We start from the raw sequence: 20768 nt of genomic DNA, 5'->3' as shown, positions 1-20768 counted from the left end.
GGCCGGCCTCAGGCGGGAGCTTGCGGCGAAGCCGGATCCGCCAGCGCGGCCAGGATGCCGGCGGCGCCCTGGTCGAGCAGGTCGCGGGCGACGGCGCTGCCGAGCGCCTCGGCGCGGGCCACCGCGTCGTCGCCCGCGACCAGCGCCGCGGCGCTGGCGCGCACGCTGCGGCTGCCGTCGGGCAGCGCCACGAAGGCGTCGATGCGCAGCTGCGCGCCGTCCCAGCGCGCGTGGGCGGCCAGCGGCACCTGGCAGGAGCCGCCCAGCAGGCGCGACACGGCGCGCTCGGCGGTCACGGCCAGCGCGCTGGGCGCGTGGTTGAGCGGGGCAAGCCAGGCGGCCAGCTCGGGGCGGCCGGCGGGAATCTCGATGCCCAGCGCGCCCTGGCCCGCGGCCGGCAGCGAGCTGACCGGATCGAGCACGGCGCGGATGCGGCCGGCCAGCCCGAGACGCTTGAGCCCGGCGGCGGCCAGGATGATGGCGGCGTAGTCGCCGCGGTCGAGCTTGGCCAGGCGCGTGTCGAGGTTGCCGCGCAGCGGGCGGATCTCCAGGTGCGGGTAGCGCGCGCGCAGCGCGGCCTCGCGGCGCAGGCTGGAGGTGCCCACCACGGTGCCGGCGGGCATCTCGTCGAGCGAGCCGAAGCGCGCCGACACCAGCGCGTCGTGCGGGTCCTCGCGCTCCATGATGGCGGCCAGCGCAAACCCGGCGGGTAGCTCCATCGGCACATCCTTGAGCGAGTGCACGGCGAGATCGGCGCGGCCGTCGGCCATCGCGATCTCCAGCTCCTTGACGAAGAGCCCCTTGCCGCCGACTTTCGACAGCGTGCGGTCTAGAATCTGGTCTCCGCGGGTCGTCATGCCCAGGATGGACACATCGCACGCGGGATAGTATTGTTGCAACGCAGCACGCACATGCTCGGCCTGCCACATCGCCAGACGGCTTTCGCGGGAGGCGATGACAAGCTTGCGCGGCGCGGCGCCGGAGGAAGACTGGGGAACGGATGCTTGCATCCGCGCATGTTAGCACGCACCCCAAGCCGCTCCAGGCGACGAATAAGAGAGACGAGACAACAGGAGATTGCATGACGCAGCAAGCCGCGCGCCCTGCCGGCCGGCGCCAGACCGCCGCCAGCCGGGCCGACGCCCCCGATGCCGCCCTGGCCCTGGCCACGGTTCCCGCAAGCCCCCCCGCCCCGCCCGCCGCCGGCGCCAGACCGGCCCGGCTCCCGCGATCCGCCGACGCCGCCAAGCCCGTCAAGGCCACCAGGCCCATCAAGCCCACCAAGGCCGCCAGTGCCGCGAACGCCACCGCCGCGCCGGCGCCGGCCCGCCGCGCCAGCGACAAGGACGTGCCGCTGCGCGAGGACATCCGCTTCCTGGGCCGCCTGCTGGGCGACTGCGTGCGCGAGCAGGAAGGCGAGGCCGCCTTCGAGCTGGTCGAGACCATCCGCCAGATGGCGGTGCGCTTTCGCCGCGAGAACGACCGCGCCGCCGGCGCCGAGCTGGACCGCCTGCTCAAGCGCCTGTCGCGCGACCAGACCAACTGGGTGGTGCGCGCGTTCAGCTATTTCTCGCACCTGGCCAACATCGCCGAGGACCAGCACCACAACCGCCGCCGCCGCGTGCACGCGCTGGCCGGCTCGCCGGCGCAGCCGGGCAGCCTGGCGCGCGCGCTGCAGGCCATCGACGCGGCCGGCGTGTCGGGCAAGACCCTGCGCCAGTTCTTCGACGAAGCGCTGATCGTGCCGGTGCTCACCGCCCACCCGACCGAGGTGCAGCGCAAGAGCATCCTCGACGCCGAGCGCGAAATCGCGCGCCTGCTGGCCGAGCGCGACCTGCCCATGACCGCGCGCGAGCGCGAGCACAACACCGCGCTGCTGCGCGCGCGCGTGACCACGCTGTGGCAGACCCGCATGCTGCGCAACACGCGCCTGATGGTGGTGGACGAGATCGAGAACGCGCTGTCCTACTACCGCACCTGCTTCCTGCGCGGCATCCCGCAGCTGATGAGCGAGCTGGAGGAGGACATCGCCGCGGTGTTCCCGGCCTCGCGCCGCCACAAGGGCGCGCCGGCCGCGGCCGGCCCGGCGCAGCTCGCGCCGTTCTTCCAGATGGGCTCGTGGATCGGCGGCGACCGCGACGGCAACCCCAACGTCACCGCGGCCACGCTGGAGCAGGCCGCGACCAAGCAGTCGTCGCTGATCCTGGAGTGGTACCTGGACGAGGTGCACGCGCTCGGCGCCGAGTTGTCGATGTCCAGCCTGATGGTGGAGGCCAGCCCCGAGCTGCTGGCGCTGGCCGACATCTCGCCCGACCACTCCGACCATCGCGCCGACGAGCCCTACCGCCGCGCGCTGATCGGCATCTACGCGCGCCTGGCGGCCACCTGCCTGGCCATCAACGGCCAGGCCGCGCCGCGCCACCCGGTGGCCGACGCCGCGCCCTACGCCGACGCGCAGTCGTTCGCCGCCGACGTGCAGGTGGTGACCGACTCGCTGCGCGCCCACCACGGCGCGGCACTGGCGCGCACGCGCATCGACGCGCTGGCCAAGGCCATCGCCGTGTTCGGCTTCCACCTGGCGTCGATCGACATGCGCCAGGTCTCCGACGTGCACGAAGCCGTGATCGCCGAGCTGTTCGCCGCCGCCGGCGTGGAGGCCGACTACGCCGGCCTGCCCGAGGCGCGCAAGCTGGAGCTACTGCTGGCCGAGCTGCGCCAGCCGCGCCTGCTGACGCTGCCGTGGCACACCTACTCCGAGCAGACCCGCAGCGAACTCGCCATCCTGGACACCGCGCGCCAGCTGCGCGCCCGCTACGGCGCGCGCGTGGCGCGCAACTACATCATCTCGCACACCGAGACGCTGTCCGACCTGGTGGAGGTGATGCTGCTGCAGAAGGAAGCCGGCATGCTGCGCGGCACGCTCGGCAGCAAGACCGACCCGGCCCGCATGGAGCTGATGGTGATCCCGCTGTTCGAGACCATCGAGGACTTGCGCAACGCCGCCGGCATCATGCAGTCGCTGCTGGAGCTGCCGGGCTTCGCCCCGGTGATCGCCCACCACGGCGGCGAGCAGGAAGTGATGCTGGGCTATTCGGACTCCAACAAGGACGGCGGCTTCCTGACCTCGAACTGGGAGCTGTACAAGGCCGAGCTGGCGCTGGTGCAATTGTTCGAGCAGCGCAAAGTCAAGCTGCGCCTGTTCCACGGCCGCGGCGGCACGGTCGGCCGCGGCGGCGGCCCGACCTACCAGGCCATCCTGTCGCAGCCGCCGGGCACGGTCAACGGGCAGATCCGCCTGACCGAGCAGGGCGAGATCATCAACAGCAAGTTCGCCAACGCCGAGATCGGCCGGCGCAACCTGGAGACGGTGATCGCCGCCACGCTGGAAGCGTCGCTGCTGCCCACGCAGAACGCGCCGAAGGAGCTGGCCGCGTTCGAGGCGATGATGCAGCAGCTCTCGGACCGCGCCTTCGCGTCCTACCGCGACCTGGTCTACGACACGCCGGGCTTCAAGGACTATTTCTTCGCCACCACGCCGATCACCGAGATCGCCGACCTGAACCTCGGCTCGCGCCCGGCCTCGCGCAAGCTGATGGACAAGAAGCACCGCCGCATCGAGGACCTGCGCGCGATTCCGTGGGGCTTCTCGTGGGGCCAGTGCCGGCTGCTGCTGCCGGGCTGGTTCGGCTTCGGCAGCGCGGTCCGGGCGGTGCTGGACGCGGCGCCCGACGACAAGGCGCGCAAGGCGGCGCAGGCCACGCTGCGGCGCATGGTCAAGTCGTGGCCGTTCTTCTCCACGCTGCTGTCCAACATGGACATGGTGCTGGCCAAGACCGACCTCGCGGTGGCCTCGCGCTACGCCGCGCTGTGCGAGGACGCGGCGCTGCGCAAAACCGTGTTCGCGCGCATCAGCGCCGAGTGGCACCTGACCTGCGACATGCTGGCGCTGATCACCGGGCGCCAGGAGCGCCTGGCCGACAACCCGCTGCTGGCGCGCTCGATCAAGAACCGCTTCGCCTACCTCGACCCGCTCAACCACTTGCAGGTGGAGCTGCTCAAGCGCTACCGCTCGGGCAAGGACGGCGACGACATCCGCGTGCGGCGCGGCATCCACCTCACCATCAACGGGGTGGCGGCGGGGCTGCGCAATAGCGGCTGATCCCGCAGGTTCCGCGGGTTCCGCCGATTCCGCCGACCCCGCCGACCCCGCCGGGGCCGCGGCGGCGCCAGTCCGCCCGGCCCGGGTTTCCGTTCGGGCCCCGGCAGGCTCGCGCGCGCCGGCCCGCGCCGGCCCTGTGCCGCCGGCATCACCCGCCGCCGGCCATCGGCGCCGCGGCGCGCCCGCCCGGCCGGCCCCGGCGTGCCGCCGGCGTCCGCGCGGCCTGCCGCCGGCGCCAGCCACAAGCCGGGCTGGGAGGGCGGCGGCAGCGATATAATCGCTGTTTCCCCGATTTTCCCGCTCGCGCCGCGGTACCGCCGCCGGCCTGCGAGCCAACCCAGCCTTACCCGCCCATGACCTCCCAACTTGCCAAGAAAGGCGAAGCCTGGTCCGCCCGCTTCTCCGAACCGATGTCCGACCTGGTGAAGCGCTACACCGCTTCGGTGTTCTTCGACAAGCGCCTGGCGCTGTTCGACATCCAGGGCTCGCTCGCGCACGCCGCCATGCTGGCCAAGCAGGGAATCATCGCCGAGGCCGACCGCGCCGAGATCGAGCGCGGCATGGCGCAGATCCGCGCCGAGATCGAGGCCGGCGGCTTCGAGTGGAAGCTCGACCTGGAAGACGTCCACCTCAACATCGAGGCGCGCCTGACCGCGCTGGTCGGCGACGCCGGCAAGCGCCTGCACACCGGCCGCTCGCGCAACGACCAGGTCGCCACCGACATCCGCCTGTGGCTGCGCAGCGAGATCGACGCCATCATCGGCCTGCTGGGCGCGCTGCGCGGCGCGCTGCTGGACCTGGCCGAGAAGAACGCCGACACCATCCTGCCCGGCTTCACCCACCTGCAGGTGGCGCAGCCGGTCACCTTCGGCCACCACCTGCTGGCCTACGTGGAGATGTTCACGCGCGACGCCGAGCGCATGGCCGACTGCCGCCGCCGCGTCAACCGCCTGCCGCTGGGCGCCGCCGCGCTGGCCGGCACCAGCTACCCGATCGACCGCGAGTTCGTGGCGCAGCAGCTTGGCTTCGACGGCGTGTGCCGCAACTCGCTCGACGCCGTGTCCGACCGCGACTTCGCCATCGAATTCTGCGCCGCCTCGGCGCTGGTGATGACCCACGTCTCGCGCTTCTCCGAGGAACTGGTGATCTGGATGAGCCCGCGCGTGGGCTTCATCGACATCGCCGACCGCTTCTGCACCGGCAGCTCGATCATGCCGCAGAAGAAGAACCCGGACGTGCCCGAGCTGGCGCGCGGCAAGACCGGCCGCGTCAACGGCCACCTGGTCGGCCTGCTGACGCTGATGAAGGGCCAGCCGCTGGCGTACAACAAGGACAACCAGGAAGACAAGGAACCGCTGTTCGACACGGTCGACACCGTGGCCGACACGCTGCGCATCTTCGCCGACATGGTGCCGGGCATCTCGGTCAAGCCCGACAACATGCGCGCCGCCGCGCTGCAGGGCTACGCCACCGCCACCGACCTGGCCGACTACCTGGTCAAGCGCGGCCTGCCGTTCCGCGACGCGCACGAAGCCGTGGCCCACGCCGTGCGCGCCTGCGACGACCGCCGCTGCGACCTGGCCGACCTCACCGTGGCCGAGCTGCGCGAGGCCACCGGCCTGGGCGACAAGGCCGCGCTGATCGGCGACGACGTGCACGCGGTGCTGACGCTGGAAGGCTCGGTCGCGGCGCGCGACCATGTCGGCGGCACCGCGCCGGCGCAGGTGCGCGCGGCGATCGCCGCCGCGCGCGCGGCGCTTTGAGCGAAACGCCGTCCGCCGATGTAGGTTCCACGTAAGCCGCGCATCGCGCAAGAGCCGCCAGGGCGCATGCCCTCGGCGGCTTTTTCATTTGTGCCGCCGGTTCGCGCCGCCGATCTTTGCGCAATGCGGTAGGTATTAGCCCCAAGCGCCGATGCATTTTGTTACAGATAAACTAATCGGCGCAAAAACAGGGGGAGACAACCCATGTACTACTTGCTTGGTCTGTCACGGCAGATCGACAGGTTGAATCAGCACACGGGCAGGCTTGCAAACATCATGATCCTGCTGTCGTGCCTGATCAGCGCGGGCAACGCCCTGCTGCGTTACGGCTTCAACCTCAGCGACAACTGGCCGCTCGAACTGCAGTGGTACATGTTCGCCATTGCCGTGATGTTCGGCGCGTCGTACACGTTCCAGCGCAACGAGCACGTGCGCGTGGACCTGATCTACGGCAACGTGTCCGAGCGCGCGCAGCACTGGATCGACATCTTCGGCATCGTCGTCTTCCTGCTGCCTTCGTGCGCGCTGTTCGCGTGGCTGTCGTGGGAATCCCTGTTCCTGCCCTCGTGGCGCATCCTCGAGCAATCCGGCAACTCCGGCGGCCTGCCGCGCTACCCGATCAAGCTGGTGGTGCCGCTCGGCTTCGCCCTGCTCGGCCTGCAAGGCGTGTCCGAACTGATCAAGCGCATTGCCGCCCTCAAGGGGCTGGTGCGCATCGAATCGAAATACGAGAGGCCGGTGCAATGATGATTCCGTTGGAATATATGCCGCCGCTCATGTTCGGCGGCCTGGTGGTATTCATGCTGATCGGCTTCCCGGTCGCATTCTCGCTGTCGGCGGTCGGCCTCGCGTTCGGCTTCCTCGCCATCGAGTGGGGCTATTTCCCGGTCAGCTTCCTGCAGGCGGTGCCGAGCCGCGTGTTCGGCAGCGTGCTGGCCAACGAGCTGCTGCTGGCGATCCCGTTCTTCACCTTCATGGGCGCGATCCTCGAGAAATGCGGGCTGGCCGAGGACATGCTCGACTCGATGGGCCAGCTGTTCGGCCCTGTGCGCGGCGGCCTGGGCTACTCGGTCATCATCGTCGGCTTCATCCTCGGCGCCATCACCGGCACGGTGGCGGCCCAGGTGATCGCGATGGCGATGATCTCGCTGCCGGTGATGATGCGCTACCGCTACAACATGAAGTACGCCACCGGGGTGCTGGCGGCGTCGGGCACCATCACGCAGCTGGTGCCGCCGTCGCTGGTGCTGGTGGTGCTGGCCGACCAGCTCAAGACGCCGATGGGCAGCGCCGACGTGGGCAGCATGTACCTGGGCGCGTGGGGCCCGTCGGTGGTGCAGATCGCGCTGTTCGCGCTCTACACCTTCGTGCTCGCGCGCATCAAGCCGGACTGGCTGCCGCCGGTGCCGGCGGAAGAACGCACGCTGCGCGGCTGGGCGCTGTGGCGCAAGTGCCTGCGCGGCATCGTGCCGTGCGCGGTGCTGATCTTCCTGGTGCTAGGCACCATCATGCTGGGCATCGCCACGCCCACCGAGTCCGGCGCGATGGGCGCGGTCGGCGCGCTGGTGCTGGCGGTGCTGCGCAACCCCGGCTTCGGCAAGCTCGACCGCGCGCTCTACCGCACCGCCATCGCCGCCACCGGCATCGCCATCGTGGCTGGCTTCTTCGCCTTCGGCTCGCACCTGTTCCGCATTCCGCTGGCGGTGGTCTACCTCGTCATCGCCTGGCTGCTGCTGCGCGCCGGGCAGCTGACCGACCTGCGCGTGCTGATCGTCGACGCCTACCAGTCCACCGCGCGCATCACGGCGATGGTGGTGTTCATCCTGATCGGCTCGACCTGCTTCTCGGTGGTGTTCCAGGGCGTGGACGGCGGCGCGTGGGTGGAGCACATGTTCACCTCGCTGCCGGGCGGCTGGATCGGCTTCCTGCTGGTGGTCAACCTGTTCATCTTCTTCCTGGCGTTCTTCCTCGACTTCTTCGAGATCGCCTTCATCGTGGTGCCGATGCTGGCCCCGGTCGCGGTCAAGGTGCTGGCGCCGGTGGTGGCCGACTCGATGGGCGGCAACCCGGAGGCGGCCGCCACCGCGGCGCTGGTGTGGTTCGGCGTGATGCTGTGCGTGAACATGCAGACCTCGTTCATGCACCCGCCGTTCGGCTTCGCGCTGTTCTACCTGCGCGGCATCGCCCCCAAGGAAGTGAAAAGCGCGGACATCTACTGGGGCGCGCTGCCCTGGGTCGGCCTGCAGCTCATCATGGTGGTGATGGTGATGTTCTGGCCGGGCATGGTCACGATGTTCCTCGACAAGGGCTCGCTGCACCATAGCAACGCGGCGGAGGTGTCGATCCCGCTCGGCGGCGACAGCGGCGGAGCCTCGGCGCCGCCCTCGGGCGCGGCCGGCGGCGCCGGCACGCTCGAGCTGCCCTCGGCCCCGGCGCAGGACGAGCCGGCCGCGCCGCAGTTCGAGTTCGACAAGAAGAAGTGAGCGGGATGGGTGTCCTGCGCGGACAAGGGCCGCGCGGCGCGGCTTTCAGGCTGTCGGAGGTTTGCTCCCCTCTCCCATGAAATGGGCGAGGGGAGAACACAGGCGGCATGCTGGCTTTGCCGGCAATCCGAAGGTCCCGCACGCGGGACCTTTTTCTTTACCCGCCGCGCCCGGCCGCTCAGGGCAGCAGCACGATCGCGCCGGTGGTGGCGCGCGCCTCGGCCGCGCGGTGCGCCTCGGCGACCTGCTCCAGCGGATAGCGCGCGCCGATGGTGGCGCGGATCGCGCCCTGTTCGATGGCCTGGAACACGTCCGCCGCGTTGGCGCGGAAGGTCTGGGTGTCGGCGTTGTGCGGGAACACCGAGGGCCGCGTCAGGAACAGGCAGCCCTTCTTGTTGAGCAGCTCCGGCTCGAACGCCGCGACCGGGCCCGATGCCGCGCCGTACAGCGCCACCAGCCCGAACGGCGCGGTGCAGTCGAGCGAGCCCATGAAGGTGTGCTGGCCGACCGAGTCGTAGACCACGCGCGCCTTGCGCCCGCCGGTGGCGTCGATCACCTGCCGCACCCAGTCCGCCTGCGAATAGTCGATGGCGGCGTCGCAGCCGGCCGCCCGCGCGACCTCGCACTTGGCCGGCGAGCCGGCCGTGCCGATCACCGTGGCGCCGAGCGCCTTGGCCCAGCTGGCGAGGATCTGGCCCACGCCGCCGGCGGCGGCATGCACGACCACGATGTCGCCGGGCTGCACGCGATGGGTCTTCTTCACCAGGTACTGCGCGGTCATGGCCTTGAAGAAGACCGCCGCGGCGGCCACGTCGTCGATGCCGTCGGGCAGTTTCACTACCTTGTCGGCGGCGACGTTGCGGCGCCCGGCGTAGGCGCCGATGCCGGCGTTCATGTAGACCACGCGGTCGCCCGCGCGCAGGTCCGACACGCCCTCGCCCACCGCCTCGATCACGCCGGCGGCCTCGTGGCCGAGGCCGGTCGGGTTGGGCAGCGGATACTTGCCCGCGCGCTGGTACACGTCGATGTAGTTGAAGCCGACGGCGGTCTGGCGCAACTGCACCTCGCCCGCCGCCGGCGCCGGCAGGTCGGCCGTCACCAGCCGCATCACCTCGACGCCGCCGAACTCAGTCAATTCCACTCTACGCGCTGAAGCCATGCTCACTCCGTCCGATGGGATTTCCACATGCCGCCGGGCCGCGGCGATTCAGGCGCCACTCTAGCGCATTCCCGCGCGGCTTGCCGGCGGGCGGATTGCCAATGGAAAGGGCCTCGCTCGCGCGAGGCCCTTGGGATGCCGGGGAGGCTCCTGCTGCCGCCCAGCCTCAGCGAACCTGCTTCACGCAGTCGACGAAATACGCCCTGCCGCCGCCGTCGGTCTCTTCCTCCACCAGGCCGTGGATGTCGGTCTCGAAGCCGGGGAACAGCTTGTTGAAGTCGCGCGCGAACTTCAGGTACTGCACGATGATGTGATTGAAGCGCTCGCCCGGGATCAGCAGCGGGATGCCCGGCGGGTACGGCGTGAGCAGGATGGCGGTGACGCGGCCTTCGAGCTCGTCCACGGCCACGCGCTCGATCTCGCGGTGGGCCATCATGGCCCAGGCGTCGGACGGCTTCATCGCCGGCTCCATGTCCGACAGATACATCTCGGTGGTCACGCGCGCCACGTCGTTGGCCTTGTAGACGCTGTGGATGGCGTCGCACAGGTCGCGCAGGCCCATGCGCTCGTACTGCGGGTGCTTGGCCACGAACTCGGGCAGCACGCGCCACAGCGGCTGGTTCTGGTCGTAGTCGTCCTTGAACTGCTGCAGCTCGGTCACCAGCGAGTTCCAGCGGCCCTTGGTGATGCCGATGGTGAACATGATGAAGAACGAGTACAGCCCGGTCTTCTCGATGATGATGCCGTGCTCGGCCAGGTACTTGGTGACGATGGCCGCCGGGATGCCGCGCTCGCTGAACTCGCCGTCCACGTCCAGGCCCGGGGTGATGATGGTGGCCTTGATCGGATCGAGCAGGTTGAAGCCGTCGGCGAGGTCGCCGAAGCCGTGCCAGCGCTCGTTGGACTTGAGCATCCATTCCTCGCGGTCGCCGATGCCGTCCTCGACCAGCGCGTCGGGGCCCCACACCTTGAACCACCAGTCGCCGTTGTTGCCGGCTTCGTAGTCGCCCTCGACCTTGCGCATGGCGCGGCGGAAGTCGATCGCTTCCTGGATGCTTTCCTCCACCAGCGCGGTGCCGCCCGGCGCTTCCATCATCGCCGCGGCCACGTCGCACGAGGCGATGATCGAGTACTGCGGGCTGGTCGAGGTGTGCATCAGGTACGCCTCGTTGAAGCGGTAGCGGTCCAGCTTGCGCGTCTCGGAGTCCTGCACGAGGATCTGCGAGGCCTGCGACAGGCCGGCCAGCAGCTTGTGCGTGGACTGCGTGGCGAACACCAGCGCGTCCTTGCTGCGCGGGCGGTCGCGGCCGATCGCGTGCATGTCGCGGTAGAACTCGTGGAACGCCGCGTGCGGCAGCCAGGCTTCGTCGAAATGCAGCGTGTCGATCTCGGTCGCCAGCATTTCCTTGATCTGCTCGGCGTTGTACAGCACGCCGTCGTAGGTGCCCTGGGTGATGGTCAGGATGCGCGGCTTCTGGTTCTTCGCCAGGCTGGCGAACGGGTGCGCGGCGATCTTGCGGCGGATGGTCTCGGGGTCGAACTCGCTCTTCGGGATCGGGCCGATGATGCCGTAGTGGTTGCGCGTGGGCATCAGGAACACCGGGATCGCGCCGGTCATCATGATCGCGTGCAGGATCGACTTGTGGCAGTTGCGGTCCACCACCACGATGTCGCCCGGCGCCACGTTGGCATGCCACACCATCTTGTTCGAGGTGGAGGTGCCGTTGGTGACGAAGTACATGTGGTCGGAGTTGAAGATGCGCGCGGCATTGCGCTCCGAGGCCGCCACCGGGCCGGTGTGGTCGAGCAGCTGGCCGAGCTCGTCCACCGCGTTGCAGACGTCGGCGCGCAGCATGTTCTCGCCGAAGAACTGGTGGAACACCTGGCCGACCGGGCTCTTGAGGAACGCCACGCCGCCCGAGTGGCCCGGGCAGTGCCACGAGTACGAGCTGTCCTGCGCGTAGGCGATCAGCGCCTTGAAGAACGGCGGCGCCAGCGAATCCAGGTAGACCCGCGCCTCGCGGATGATGTGGCGCGCCACGAACTCCGGCGTGTCCTCGAACATATGGATGAAGCCGTGCAGCTCGCGCAGGATGTCGTTGGGGATATGGCGCGAGGTGCGGGTCTCGCCGTACAGGAAGATCGGCAGGTCGGTGTTGCGGCGGCGCACTTCGTTGACGAAGGCGCGCAGCTTCTCGATGGCGGCGGCTTCGGGGCGGTCGTCCTCGCTGACGAATTCGTCGTCGTCGATCGACACGATGAACGACGAAGCCCGGCTGGACTGCTGCGCGAACGAGGTCAGGTCACCGTAGCTGGTCAGGCCCATGACCTCCATGCCTTCCTGCTCGATGGCCTGCGCTAGCGCACGGATGCCCGAGCCGGAAATGTTCTCGGAGCGGAAGTCTTCATCGATGATGATGACGGGAAAGCGGAATTTCATAGGGCATCCTTGGACGGCAGGAAGGACTTGAGCCACATGGCCCGGGGACGCTCTCCCCTGGGCGGCATGTGGCTCGACGTTCGGGCTTGGCGCGCGGCCCGCCGGCGCTCACTCGGGAGCCGGCGCATGCCGCGACGCGCGCATTGTAAAGCGATCAGGTCTTCGGCAGTGTGACACCGTGCTGGCCCTGGTACTTCCCGCCGCGGTCGGCATAGGAAGTCTCGCAGATCTCGTCGCTTTCGAAGAACAGCACCTGGGCGCAGCCCTCGCCGGCGTAGATCTTGGCGGGCAGCGGCGTGGTGTTGGAGAACTCCAGCGTGACATAGCCTTCCCATTCCGGCTCGAACGGGGTCACGTTGACGATGATGCCGCAGCGCGCGTAGGTGCTCTTGCCCAGGCAGATGGTCAGCACGCTGCGCGGGATGCGGAAATACTCCATCGTGCGCGCCAGCGCGAACGAGTTGGGCGGGATGATGCAGACGTCGCCCTTGAAGTCGACGAAGGACTTCTCGTCGAAGTTCTTGGGATCGACGATGGTGCTGTTGATGTTGGTGAAGATCTTGAATTCGTCGGCGCAGCGGATGTCGTAGCCGTAGCTCGAGGTGCCGTAGGAAACGATCTTGCGGCCGTCGGACTCCCGTACCTGGCCGGGCTCGAACGGCTCGATCATGGCGTGCTGCTCCGCCATGCGGCGGATCCACTTGTCGGATTTGATGCTCATATGGGTACCGGGATGAACAAATGCGGGCAGGCTCGGGCGCGGCCGGCGGCGTTGCCGCGCCGGGCAGCCGGGAACGCTGCTCGCATTTGCTCACGGCACGCCGGACCTGCCGGGGCCTCGCGATGGCCCGCATTGTACAACCAATCGGAAGCGCTTCCGGCGCGCGGGCATCGGGGAAGTGAGCCGGAGTGGAATCAGGCGCCAATCGGGCCCGGATCGGGCCCGGATCGGGCTCGGATCAGGCCGGAACCAGGCCAGGACCGGACCGGAAGACCGGCCGGGAGCGGCCGTGAGCGACTGTGGACGGCGCGGGGAGCGGCGCGGGAAGCCGGGACGGCGCGCCCCGCTTCCCGTGCCCGCCCGTCAGGATTTGGCGATGACGCCGCAGGCGACGCGCCCGCCGGAGTTGCCGGTCGGCTGGGTGCGGTAGTCGTCCGGGTCCTTGTGCACCACCACGGCGCGGCCGACCACGCTGGTGGGGCCGGGGGCCACGGTCACGCCGGTCAGCTCGAAGCTGGCCTGGGCGCGCCCGCTGGCGTCCGCCCGCAGGTTGTTGATGTCGCCGGCATGGTGGTCGGGCATCGACATCGAGCCGTGCGGCTTGCCGGTCGGGTTGAAATGGCCGCCGGCGCTCATGGCATCGGGGCTCGAGCAATCGCCCTTCTCGTGCACGTGGAAGCCGTGTTCGGTGTTGGGCGGCAGGCCGCTCACGTCGGCCTTGACCAGCACGCGGTCGCCGCGCTGGGTGAAGGTCACGGTGCCTTGCGTGGCGGTGCCGCTCTTGGCGTCGAGCTTGGCCACGGCGCTGTCGCCGCCGATGTCCATGCTGCCGCAGCCGGCCAGGGCGCCCACTGCCGCCAGGCAGAAAAGTACGCGTACATGCTTCATGCAGAACCTCCTCTCACGGTGTTGTGCGGCCGATTGTACCGCCGCAATGTGACGTGCCGGCGAGAGTTTGCCGCCCGATGGCGCGCGCCGGCGGGCAGGTGGCGGGCAAGCGACGGACGGCGGCGGACGCCCGCCCGGGCCGGCCCGCCGGGCGCCGCTCAGGTGTTCTGCACCACGATGCTGGGGAACTTGCTGCTCATGTCGCGCGCGCGGTCGGCCACCTTGACCGCCACCTTGCGCGCCATCGCCCGGTACAGCTCGGCCACCGGGCTGTCGGGATCGGCCACCACGGTCGGGCGGCCGGTGTCGGCCTGCTCGCGGATCGAGCGGTTCAGCGGCATGCTGCCGAGCAGGTCCACGTGGTAGTCCTCGCACATCTTCTCGCCGCCGCCCTCGCCGAAGATATGTTCGACGTGGCCGCAGTTCGGGCAGCAGTAGACCGCCATGTTCTCGACGATGCCGAGGATGGGAATGCCCACCTTCTCGAACATCTTGAGGCCCTTCTTGGCGTCCAGCAGCGCGATGTCCTGCGGCGTGGTGACGATCACCGCGCCGGTGACGGGCACCTTCTGCGACAGCGTGAGCTGGATGTCGCCGGTGCCCGGCGGCATGTCGACGATCAGGTAGTCGAGGTCATGCCAGTTGGTCTGGCGCAGCAGTTGCTCCAGCGCCGAGGTCACCATCGGGCCGCGCCACACCATCGGGTTGTCCTGCTCGATCAGGAAGCCGATCGAGTTGGCCTGCAGGCCGTGGCCTTCGAGCGGCTCCATCGTCTGGCCGTCCGACGACTCGGGCCGGCCGGTGATGCCGAGCATCATCGGCAGGCTGGGGCCATAGATGTCGGCGTCGAGCATGCCCACGCGCGCGCCCTCGGCGGACAGCGCCAGCGCCAGGTTGACGGCGGTGGTGGACTTGCCCACGCCGCCCTTGCCGGAAGCCACGGCGATCACGTTCTTGACGCCGGGCAGCAGCTTGACGCCGCGCTGCACCGCGTGCGACACGATCTTGCTGGTCACGGTCACGCTGGCATTGGCCAGGCCCGGGATTTGCTGCAACGCAGCAAGCACCGCCTGGCGGATCGGCTCGAGCTGGCTCTTGCCGGGATAACCCAGTTCCACTTCCAGCGACACGTCGCCGCCATCGACGCGCACGTTGCGCGCCGAGCGGGTGGACACCAGATCCCGGCCCGTGTTCGGGTCGATCACGGTGCGCAGGACTTCGGTAACCTGGTCGATGGTGAGGCTCAAGACAATCTCCGCTGCTGGATGTGGGGGAAGGCGCGTACTGTATCAAAGTATGGACCACGCGCCCGCCGAGGGTGGCGCGCGGCCGACAAGCCCATGCGCCGCGCATGGAATTACACGCACTTACAACTGTCACAGGCTTGCGCTTGTGCGCCCGGCTTCATGTCCTTATTGTAGTGCGCCAGAAACGCCGCCCGGCGCGGACCGCCGGATACTTGTATTCACGTGCCTTCCGCGTTATTTCTAGCGTTGTGGTGCGCACCGTGTCAAAAAACCAGCCAACAACGATTCGTCCTGAAGGAGAAAGCATGAAACTCAAGCTCGTCAGCCTCGCCACCGTCGCCGTGCTCGCTGCCGGCTGCGCCACCGAACAAGGCACCCAGACCGCGGTCGGCACCGGCGTGGGTGCCGCGGTCGGCGCCGGGCTGGGCAACCTGATCGGCGGCAACACCACCGGCACGCTGGTCGGCGCGGCGGTGGGCGGCGCCCTGGGCGGCGCCACCGGCTACAACTGGAACGCGATCCGCGGCAAGCTGAACAAGGACACGGCCGGCACCGGCACGCAGATCACCGAGCAGCCGGACGGCTCGCTGAAGGTGAACATCCCGAGCCAGGTGACGTTCGACACGGACAGCTCGACCATCAAGCCGTCGTTCCGCGCGGTGCTCGACCAGGTCTCCCAGACCCTCAACCAGCATCCGGACGTGGCCGCCACCGTGGTCGGCCATACCGACAGCACCGGCAACCCGAGCTACAACATGCAGTTGTCGCAGCGCCGCGCGCAGAGCGTGGCCGGCTACCTGGGTGACCGCGGCGTCGCGCGCAACCGCCTGGCGGCCGAGGGCCGCGGGCAGACGCAGCCGATCGCGGACAACGCGACCGAGGCGGGACGCGCGCAGAATCGCCGCGTGGAAATTTTTTTGAAACCAATTCAAGGGTGATGCAGTCATAGAAACAGGTACCGCTTGTCACCGTTGCTGGCTCGCGATGGGTGACTGACCTCCCGGGCGGTACCTGATTTCTCCTCCTTTTCCGTTGTGGAAAGCTGCGCCGGTTCTGACCGGCGCTTTTTTTGCCCGCAGCCCTCCAAGTGGCATATAAGTCACCACGAAGCCGCGCCGGCCCTCCCCGCCGCCGTCCTGTCCGCCACCGGTCCGCCGCGCGCCACCCGCGCCTGCGGCCCCGCTTGCTAGAATAGCCGTCTCACGGTGCGCGCCGGCCTCCCGCCGCGCGTGCCCGCTTTCCCCGTTTACCCCTGACCGGCACCATCCATGACCGCACGTCGCATCCTCGTCACCTCTGCCCTGCCATACGCCAACGGCCAGATCCACATCGGCCACCTGGTGGAGTACATCCAGACCGACATCTGGGTGCGCTTCCAGCGCATGATGGGCAACGAGGTCTACTACGTGGGCGCCGACGACACGCACGGCACGCCCGTGATGCTGCGCGCCGAGAAGGAAGGCATCACCCCCAAGCAGCTGATCGACCGCGTCTGGAGCGAGCACAAGCGCGATTTCGACAGCTTCCTGGTGTCGTTCGACAACTACTACAGCACCGACTCGGACGAGAACAAGCAGCTTTCCGAGAAGATCTACCTGGCGCTGAAGGCCGAGGACCTGATCGCCGAGCGCGAGGTCGAGCAGTTCTACGACCCGGTCAAGAACATGTTCCTGCCGGACCGCTTCATCAAGGGCGAGTGCCCGAAATGCGGCGCCAAGGACCAGTACGGCGATTCCTGCGAGGTGTGCGGCACCACCTACGCGCCCACCGACCTGAAGAACCCGTACTCGGTGGTATCGGGCGCCACGCCGGTGCGCAAGTCGTCGGCCCACTACTTCTTCAAGCTGTCCGACCCGCGCTGCGAGACCTTCCTGCGCGAGTGGGTGGCCGACCTGGCCCAGCCGGAAGCCGCCAACAAGATGCAGGAATGGCTCGGCGCCGAGGGCGAGGCTTCCACGCTGTCGGACTGGGACATCTCGCGCGACGCGCCCTACTTCGGCTTCGAGATCCCGGGCGCGCCCGGCAAGTACTTCTACGTGTGGCTGGACGCGCCGATCGGCTACTACGCCAGCTTCAAGAACCTGGCCGAAAAGAAAGGCATCGACTTCGACGCCTGGGTCGGCCCGCACTCCACCGCCGAGCAGTACCACTTCATCGGCAAGGACATCCTCTACTTCCACACGCTGTTCTGGCCGGCCATGCTGCGCTTCTCGGGCCACCGCACGCCGACCAACGTGTTCGCCCACGGCTTCCTGACCGTGGACGGCGCCAAGATGAGCAAGTCGCGCGGCACCTTCATCACCGCGCAGAGCTACATCGACACCGGCATGAACCCGGAATGGCTGCGCTACTACTTCGCCGCCAAGCTCAACGCCAGCATGGAAGACCTCGACCTGAACCTCGAGGACTTCATCGCGCGCGTCAACAGCGACCTGATCGGCAAGTACGTCAACATCGCCAGCCGCGCCGCCGGCTTCCTGGTCAAGCGCTTCGACGGCGCGGTGGACGAGGCCGCGCTCGCGCACCCGCTGCTCAAGCAGCTGCGCGAGGCCGCGCCGCAGGTCGCGCAGCTTTATGAAAGCCGCGAGTACAGCAAGGCGCTGCGCCTGGTGATGGAGCTGACCGACGCGGTCAACGCCTTCGTCGACACCGAGAAGCCGTGGGAACTGGCGCGCGACGACGCCAGGCGCGCCGCCCTGCACGCGGCCTGCTCGGTCTCGCTCGAGGCGTTCCGCCTGCTCACCGTCTACCTCAAGCCGGTGGTGCCGCAGATGGCCGCCGGCGTGGAGCGCTTCCTCAACGTCGAGCCGCTCGACTGGCGCGCGATCGACAAGCAGCTGAGCGCCGCGCGCCCGGTGCAGCCGTACTCGCACCTGATGACGCGCGTGGACGCCAAGCAGGTCGACGCGCTGCTGGCCGCCAACCGCGACTCGCTGCAGGCCGCCGCGCCGGCCGGCGCCGATGCCGGCGCCGCCGCGATCGAGCCGGTCGCCGAGACCATCACCATCGACGACTTCGCCAAGGTGGACCTGCGCGTGGCGAAGATCGTGGCCTGCCAGAAGGTGGAAGGCTCGAGCAAGCTGCTGCAGCTCACGCTGGACGCGGGCGAAGGCAAGACCCGCAACGTCTTCTCCGGCATCCAGTCGGCCTACGCGCCCGAGCAGCTGGTCGGCAAGCTGACCGTGATGGTGGCCAACCTGGCGCCGCGCAAGATGAAGTTCGGCCTGTCCGAAGGCATGGTGCTGGCCGCCTCGGCCGCCGACGAGAAGGCCACGCCGGGCCTGTGGATCCTGGAGCCGCACGACGGCGCCGTGCCCGGCATGCGCATCCGCTGAGCGCGCGCGGGCGCGCAGGCGAGCGCGCCCGCGCGCCACGCGGGCCGGCCGCCGCGCGGCGGCCGGCCCCGGCGATTGACGACACCGCGCCGGCAAGCCCATACTGCATTCCTGCCCGACAAGGGCGTTGATGGAGTCCCTGGCATGCCCGACAGCGTTCCCGGCCACGCTCCCGTCGCCGGTACCCCGCGCAGCGGCCCACGCCTGCGCCAGCCCTTTCCCCTCGCCGCCTTCCACCCGCGCCTGCGCGACAGCCTGCGGGACTACGACCGCGCCACCTTCGCCAAGGACCTCGCCGCCGGCCTGACCGTGGGCGTGGTGGCGCTGCCGCTGGCGATGGCCTTCGCCATCGCCTCGGGCCTGCCGCCCCAGGCCGGCCTGTTTACCGCCATCATCGCCGGCTTCCTGATCGCCGCGCTGGGCGGCTCGCCGGTGCAGATCGGCGGCCCCGCCGGCGCCTTCATCGTCATCGTCTACGGCATCGTGGCGCGCTACGGCGTGGCCAACCTGCTGATCGCCACCATCCTGGCGGGGATGCTGCTGTTCGCGATGGGGCTGTTCCGGCTCGGCACGCTGGTGCGCTTCATTCCGGTGGCCATCGTGATCGGCTTCACCAACGGCATCGCGGTGCTGATCATGGTGTCGCAGATCGGCGACTTCCTCGGCCTGCGCACCGGCAAGCTGCCGGGCGACTTCCTCTCGCAGATGCGCGTGCTGGGCCAGGCGCTGCCGACCATATCGTGGCCCACGGTGGCGCTCGCGCTGGGCTCGCTGGCGGTGGTGGCGGGCTGGTCGCGCCTCGCGCGGCTGGCGGACCGGCGCCGGCATGCCGCGCCGGCGCCGGCGCAGCCGCCGGCCGCGCCCGGGCGCTGGAGCCGGGTCCTGTCGATGGTGCCCGGCACCGTGGTGGCGCTGGTGCTGGCCACCGCGGCCAACGCGCTGCTGGAGTTGCCGGTGGAGACCATCGGCACGCGCTTCGGCGGCATCCCGCAGGGCCTGCCGCCGTTCGCGCTGCCGCACCTGAGCTGGCAGCTGGCGCAGCAGCTGCTGGCGCCCACGCTGACCATCGCGCTGCTCGGCGCGATCGAGTCGCTGCTGTGCGCGCGCGTGGCCGACAGCCTCATCGACGACCGCCACGACCCCAACCAGGAACTGATGGCGCAGGGCATCGCCAACATCGTCACGCCGTTCTTCGGCGGGCTGCCGGCCACCGGCACCATCGCCCGCACCGTCACCAACGTGCGCAGCGGCGGACGCACGCCGGTGGCCGGCATCATCCACGCCGCCACGCTGCTGGTGATCATGCTGGCGGCGGCGCCGCTGGCCAGCGCCATCCCGCTGGCCACGCTGGCCGCCATCCTGCTCTACGTGGCGTGGAACATGGGCGAATGGCACGTGTTCGGGCTGGCGCACCTCAAGCGCTTCAGCAACAACTACCGCATCATCATGCTCGGCACCTTCGTGCTGACGGTGGTGTTCGACCTCACCGTGGCGGTGCAGGTGGGGCTGGTGCTGGCCTGCCTGTTCTTCATCTACCGCATGGCCTCGCTGACGCAGATCGAGCCGATCGCGCCGGCCGAGCTGCCGCCGGCGCCCGGCGGCGCGCTGCCGGCGGGCGAGGTGCAGGCCTACCGCATGACCGGCGCGCTGTTCTTCGGCGCGGTCAACAAGGTGGAAGCGCTGATCGACCCGCGCGACCGCAGCCAGCCGGCGCCGGCGGTGCTGATCCTGGAAGTGGGCAAGCTGGTGGCGCTGGACACCACCGGGCTGGACACGCTCGACGCGCTGCGCCGCACGCTGGCGCGCCGCGGCGGCACGCTGGTGGTGTGCAACGCCGCCGCGCAGGTGTTCTCGCTGATGCGGCGCGCCGGCTTCCTGGAGCGCATGGGCCCCGAGAACTGCTGCGACACGCTGGCCGCGGCCTGCGCCCGCGCGGGCGTGCTGCTGGCCGGGCGCGCTGCCCGCGATGCCGCCCAGGCGACGCAGGCCGCCCCCGCCGCGCCGCCGGCCTAGCTAGCCGCCCTGCATCTTCGACGGATCGTCGCTGCGCGAGGTGTGCGTCACCTTGCCGGCGGCGTCGAAGTGCACGTTGAAGAAGGCCTTGTCCTGCGAGCTCTCCCACCAGCGGTAGCCCCACACCTCTTCCTTCTTGAGCGCGAACGCTTCCACCTTGGTCGGCTTGCCGAGCAGGCGGCGGATGTCGTCGCGGCTCATGCCGGCATGCACGCGCGCGAAATTCTCCGCGGTCAGCACCTGCTCGATGGCGCCGACCTTGCCGTCCGCGCCGATGGTCACCATCCACGTGGTGGCGCCCTCGGGCCCGCGCGGGTATTCGAGCCGGCGCGCGCCGTTGTCCTCCTCCCACACGATTTCCGGGCGCCCGGCCTGGCGCCGCACGTCGTCCTCGCCCGACTGGCCGACCACGATGCCCTTGAACAGCTCGCTGTCGGGCTTGACGGCGTTCCATACCGAGCGCGCGCCCTCGCCCGCCTTCTTCATGGCTTCGTCGACCTTCTGCTGGTCGCAGCCGAACAGCGCAAGCACGGAGGAAATCAGTCCCATGGCGGCAAGGC

14 protein-coding genes are annotated in these 20768 nt (G+C 69.5%); 7 read left to right on the top strand and 7 right to left on the bottom strand.

What is annotated here, in order from left to right; all coding sequences use genetic code 11:
- Positions 1-8 precede the first annotated feature (8 nt).
- Entirely contained in the window at positions 9-1010 is a 1002-nt protein-coding gene (gene hemC, locus KF708C_RS06035) for a hydroxymethylbilane synthase (RefSeq protein ID WP_059411100.1), read from the bottom strand.
- Between the two features lie 71 nt (positions 1011-1081).
- Here hemC and ppc point away from each other — a divergent pair, with 71 nt between their 5' ends.
- The 4 genes from ppc (at position 1082) to KF708C_RS06015 (ending at position 8405) form a co-directional block, all read left to right on the top strand.
- On the top strand, positions 1082-4159 hold the full coding sequence (gene ppc / locus KF708C_RS06030; protein ID WP_020206180.1) for a phosphoenolpyruvate carboxylase: 3078 nt from the start codon (positions 1082-1084) through the stop codon (positions 4157-4159).
- 353 nt (positions 4160-4512) lie between these two features.
- Entirely contained in the window at positions 4513-5922 is a 1410-nt protein-coding gene (gene argH / locus KF708C_RS06025) for an argininosuccinate lyase (RefSeq protein ID WP_029043887.1), read from the top strand.
- 204 nt (positions 5923-6126) lie between these two features.
- Entirely contained in the window at positions 6127-6669 is a 543-nt protein-coding gene (locus tag KF708C_RS06020) for a TRAP transporter small permease subunit (RefSeq protein ID WP_029043886.1), read from the top strand.
- Entirely contained in the window at positions 6669-8405 is a 1737-nt protein-coding gene (locus KF708C_RS06015) for a TRAP transporter large permease (protein WP_029043885.1), read from the top strand. Before KF708C_RS06020 ends, KF708C_RS06015 begins: the two co-directional genes overlap by 1 nt.
- 178 nt (positions 8406-8583) lie before the next feature.
- On the opposite strand, the gene KF708C_RS06010 is transcribed toward KF708C_RS06015, so the two are convergent.
- The 5 genes from KF708C_RS06010 to apbC form a co-directional block, all read right to left on the bottom strand.
- On the bottom strand, positions 8584-9564 hold the full coding sequence (locus tag KF708C_RS06010; RefSeq protein WP_059411098.1) for a quinone oxidoreductase family protein: 981 nt from the start codon (positions 9562-9564) through the stop codon (positions 8584-8586).
- Between the two features lie 166 nt (positions 9565-9730).
- Positions 9731-12004: an arginine/lysine/ornithine decarboxylase gene (locus KF708C_RS06005; protein ID WP_020204345.1), complete on the bottom strand. Its 2274-nt coding sequence runs from the start codon at positions 12002-12004 to the stop codon at positions 9731-9733.
- Positions 12005-12158: 154 nt separating this feature from the next.
- Entirely contained in the window at positions 12159-12725 is a 567-nt protein-coding gene (gene dcd / locus KF708C_RS06000; RefSeq protein ID WP_020204344.1) for a dCTP deaminase, read from the bottom strand.
- Positions 12726-13088: 363 nt separating this feature from the next.
- Positions 13089-13613: a superoxide dismutase family protein gene (locus KF708C_RS05995; RefSeq protein WP_059411096.1), complete on the bottom strand. Its 525-nt coding sequence runs from the start codon at positions 13611-13613 to the stop codon at positions 13089-13091.
- Between the two features lie 158 nt (positions 13614-13771).
- Positions 13772-14860 (bottom strand): iron-sulfur cluster carrier protein ApbC, encoded by a 1089-nt coding sequence (gene apbC / locus KF708C_RS05990; RefSeq protein ID WP_020204342.1) that lies wholly within the window; start codon positions 14858-14860, stop codon positions 13772-13774.
- Between the two features lie 305 nt (positions 14861-15165).
- Here apbC and KF708C_RS05985 point away from each other — a divergent pair, with 305 nt between their 5' ends.
- The 3 genes from KF708C_RS05985 (at position 15166) to KF708C_RS05975 (ending at position 20208) form a co-directional block, all read left to right on the top strand.
- A complete protein-coding gene (locus KF708C_RS05985; protein ID WP_020204341.1) occupies positions 15166-15798 on the top strand; it encodes an OmpA family protein in 633 nt (210 codons plus the stop codon).
- 330 nt (positions 15799-16128) lie between these two features.
- A complete protein-coding gene (metG, locus tag KF708C_RS05980) occupies positions 16129-18195 on the top strand; it encodes a methionine--tRNA ligase (RefSeq protein WP_059411094.1) in 2067 nt (688 codons plus the stop codon).
- 144 nt (positions 18196-18339) lie between these two features.
- Positions 18340-20208: a SulP family inorganic anion transporter gene (locus KF708C_RS05975; RefSeq protein ID WP_059411093.1), complete on the top strand. Its 1869-nt coding sequence runs from the start codon at positions 18340-18342 to the stop codon at positions 20206-20208.
- Here the strand turns inward: KF708C_RS05975 and bamE are convergent, their stop codons facing one another.
- Positions 20209-20757: an outer membrane protein assembly factor BamE domain-containing protein gene (bamE, locus tag KF708C_RS05970; protein WP_029043882.1), complete on the bottom strand. Its 549-nt coding sequence runs from the start codon at positions 20755-20757 to the stop codon at positions 20209-20211.
- Between the last annotated feature and the right edge of the window lie 11 nt (positions 20758-20768).

This window comes from Cupriavidus basilensis (assembly GCF_000876015.1).
GTDB lineage: Bacteria > Pseudomonadota > Gammaproteobacteria > Burkholderiales > Burkholderiaceae > Cupriavidus > Cupriavidus basilensis_B.
This window is presented reverse-complemented; position numbering and strand designations above follow the sequence as displayed.

Bases quoted from the DNA above. Each gene is read 5' to 3' on its own strand.
- hemC (WP_059411100.1), bottom strand. From the start codon at position 1,010: ATGCAAGCATCCGTTCCCCAGTCTTCCTCCGGCGCCGCGCCGCGCAAG.
- ppc (WP_020206180.1), top strand. From the start codon at position 1,082: ATGACGCAGCAAGCCGCGCGCCCTGCCGGCCGGCGCCAGACCGCCGCC.
- argH (WP_029043887.1), top strand. From the start codon at position 4,513: ATGACCTCCCAACTTGCCAAGAAAGGCGAAGCCTGGTCCGCCCGCTTC.
- KF708C_RS06020 (WP_029043886.1), top strand. From the start codon at position 6,127: ATGTACTACTTGCTTGGTCTGTCACGGCAGATCGACAGGTTGAATCAG.
- KF708C_RS06015 (WP_029043885.1), top strand. From the start codon at position 6,669: ATGATTCCGTTGGAATATATGCCGCCGCTCATGTTCGGCGGCCTGGTG.
- KF708C_RS06010 (WP_059411098.1), bottom strand. From the start codon at position 9,564: ATGGCTTCAGCGCGTAGAGTGGAATTGACTGAGTTCGGCGGCGTCGAG.
- KF708C_RS06005 (WP_020204345.1), bottom strand. From the start codon at position 12,004: ATGAAATTCCGCTTTCCCGTCATCATCATCGATGAAGACTTCCGCTCC.
- dcd (WP_020204344.1), bottom strand. From the start codon at position 12,725: ATGAGCATCAAATCCGACAAGTGGATCCGCCGCATGGCGGAGCAGCAC.
- KF708C_RS05995 (WP_059411096.1), bottom strand. From the start codon at position 13,613: ATGAAGCATGTACGCGTACTTTTCTGCCTGGCGGCAGTGGGCGCCCTG.
- KF708C_RS05985 (WP_020204341.1), top strand. From the start codon at position 15,166: ATGAAACTCAAGCTCGTCAGCCTCGCCACCGTCGCCGTGCTCGCTGCC.
- metG (WP_059411094.1), top strand. From the start codon at position 16,129: ATGACCGCACGTCGCATCCTCGTCACCTCTGCCCTGCCATACGCCAAC.
- KF708C_RS05975 (WP_059411093.1), top strand. From the start codon at position 18,340: ATGCCCGACAGCGTTCCCGGCCACGCTCCCGTCGCCGGTACCCCGCGC.
- bamE (WP_029043882.1), bottom strand. From the start codon at position 20,757: ATGGGACTGATTTCCTCCGTGCTTGCGCTGTTCGGCTGCGACCAGCAG.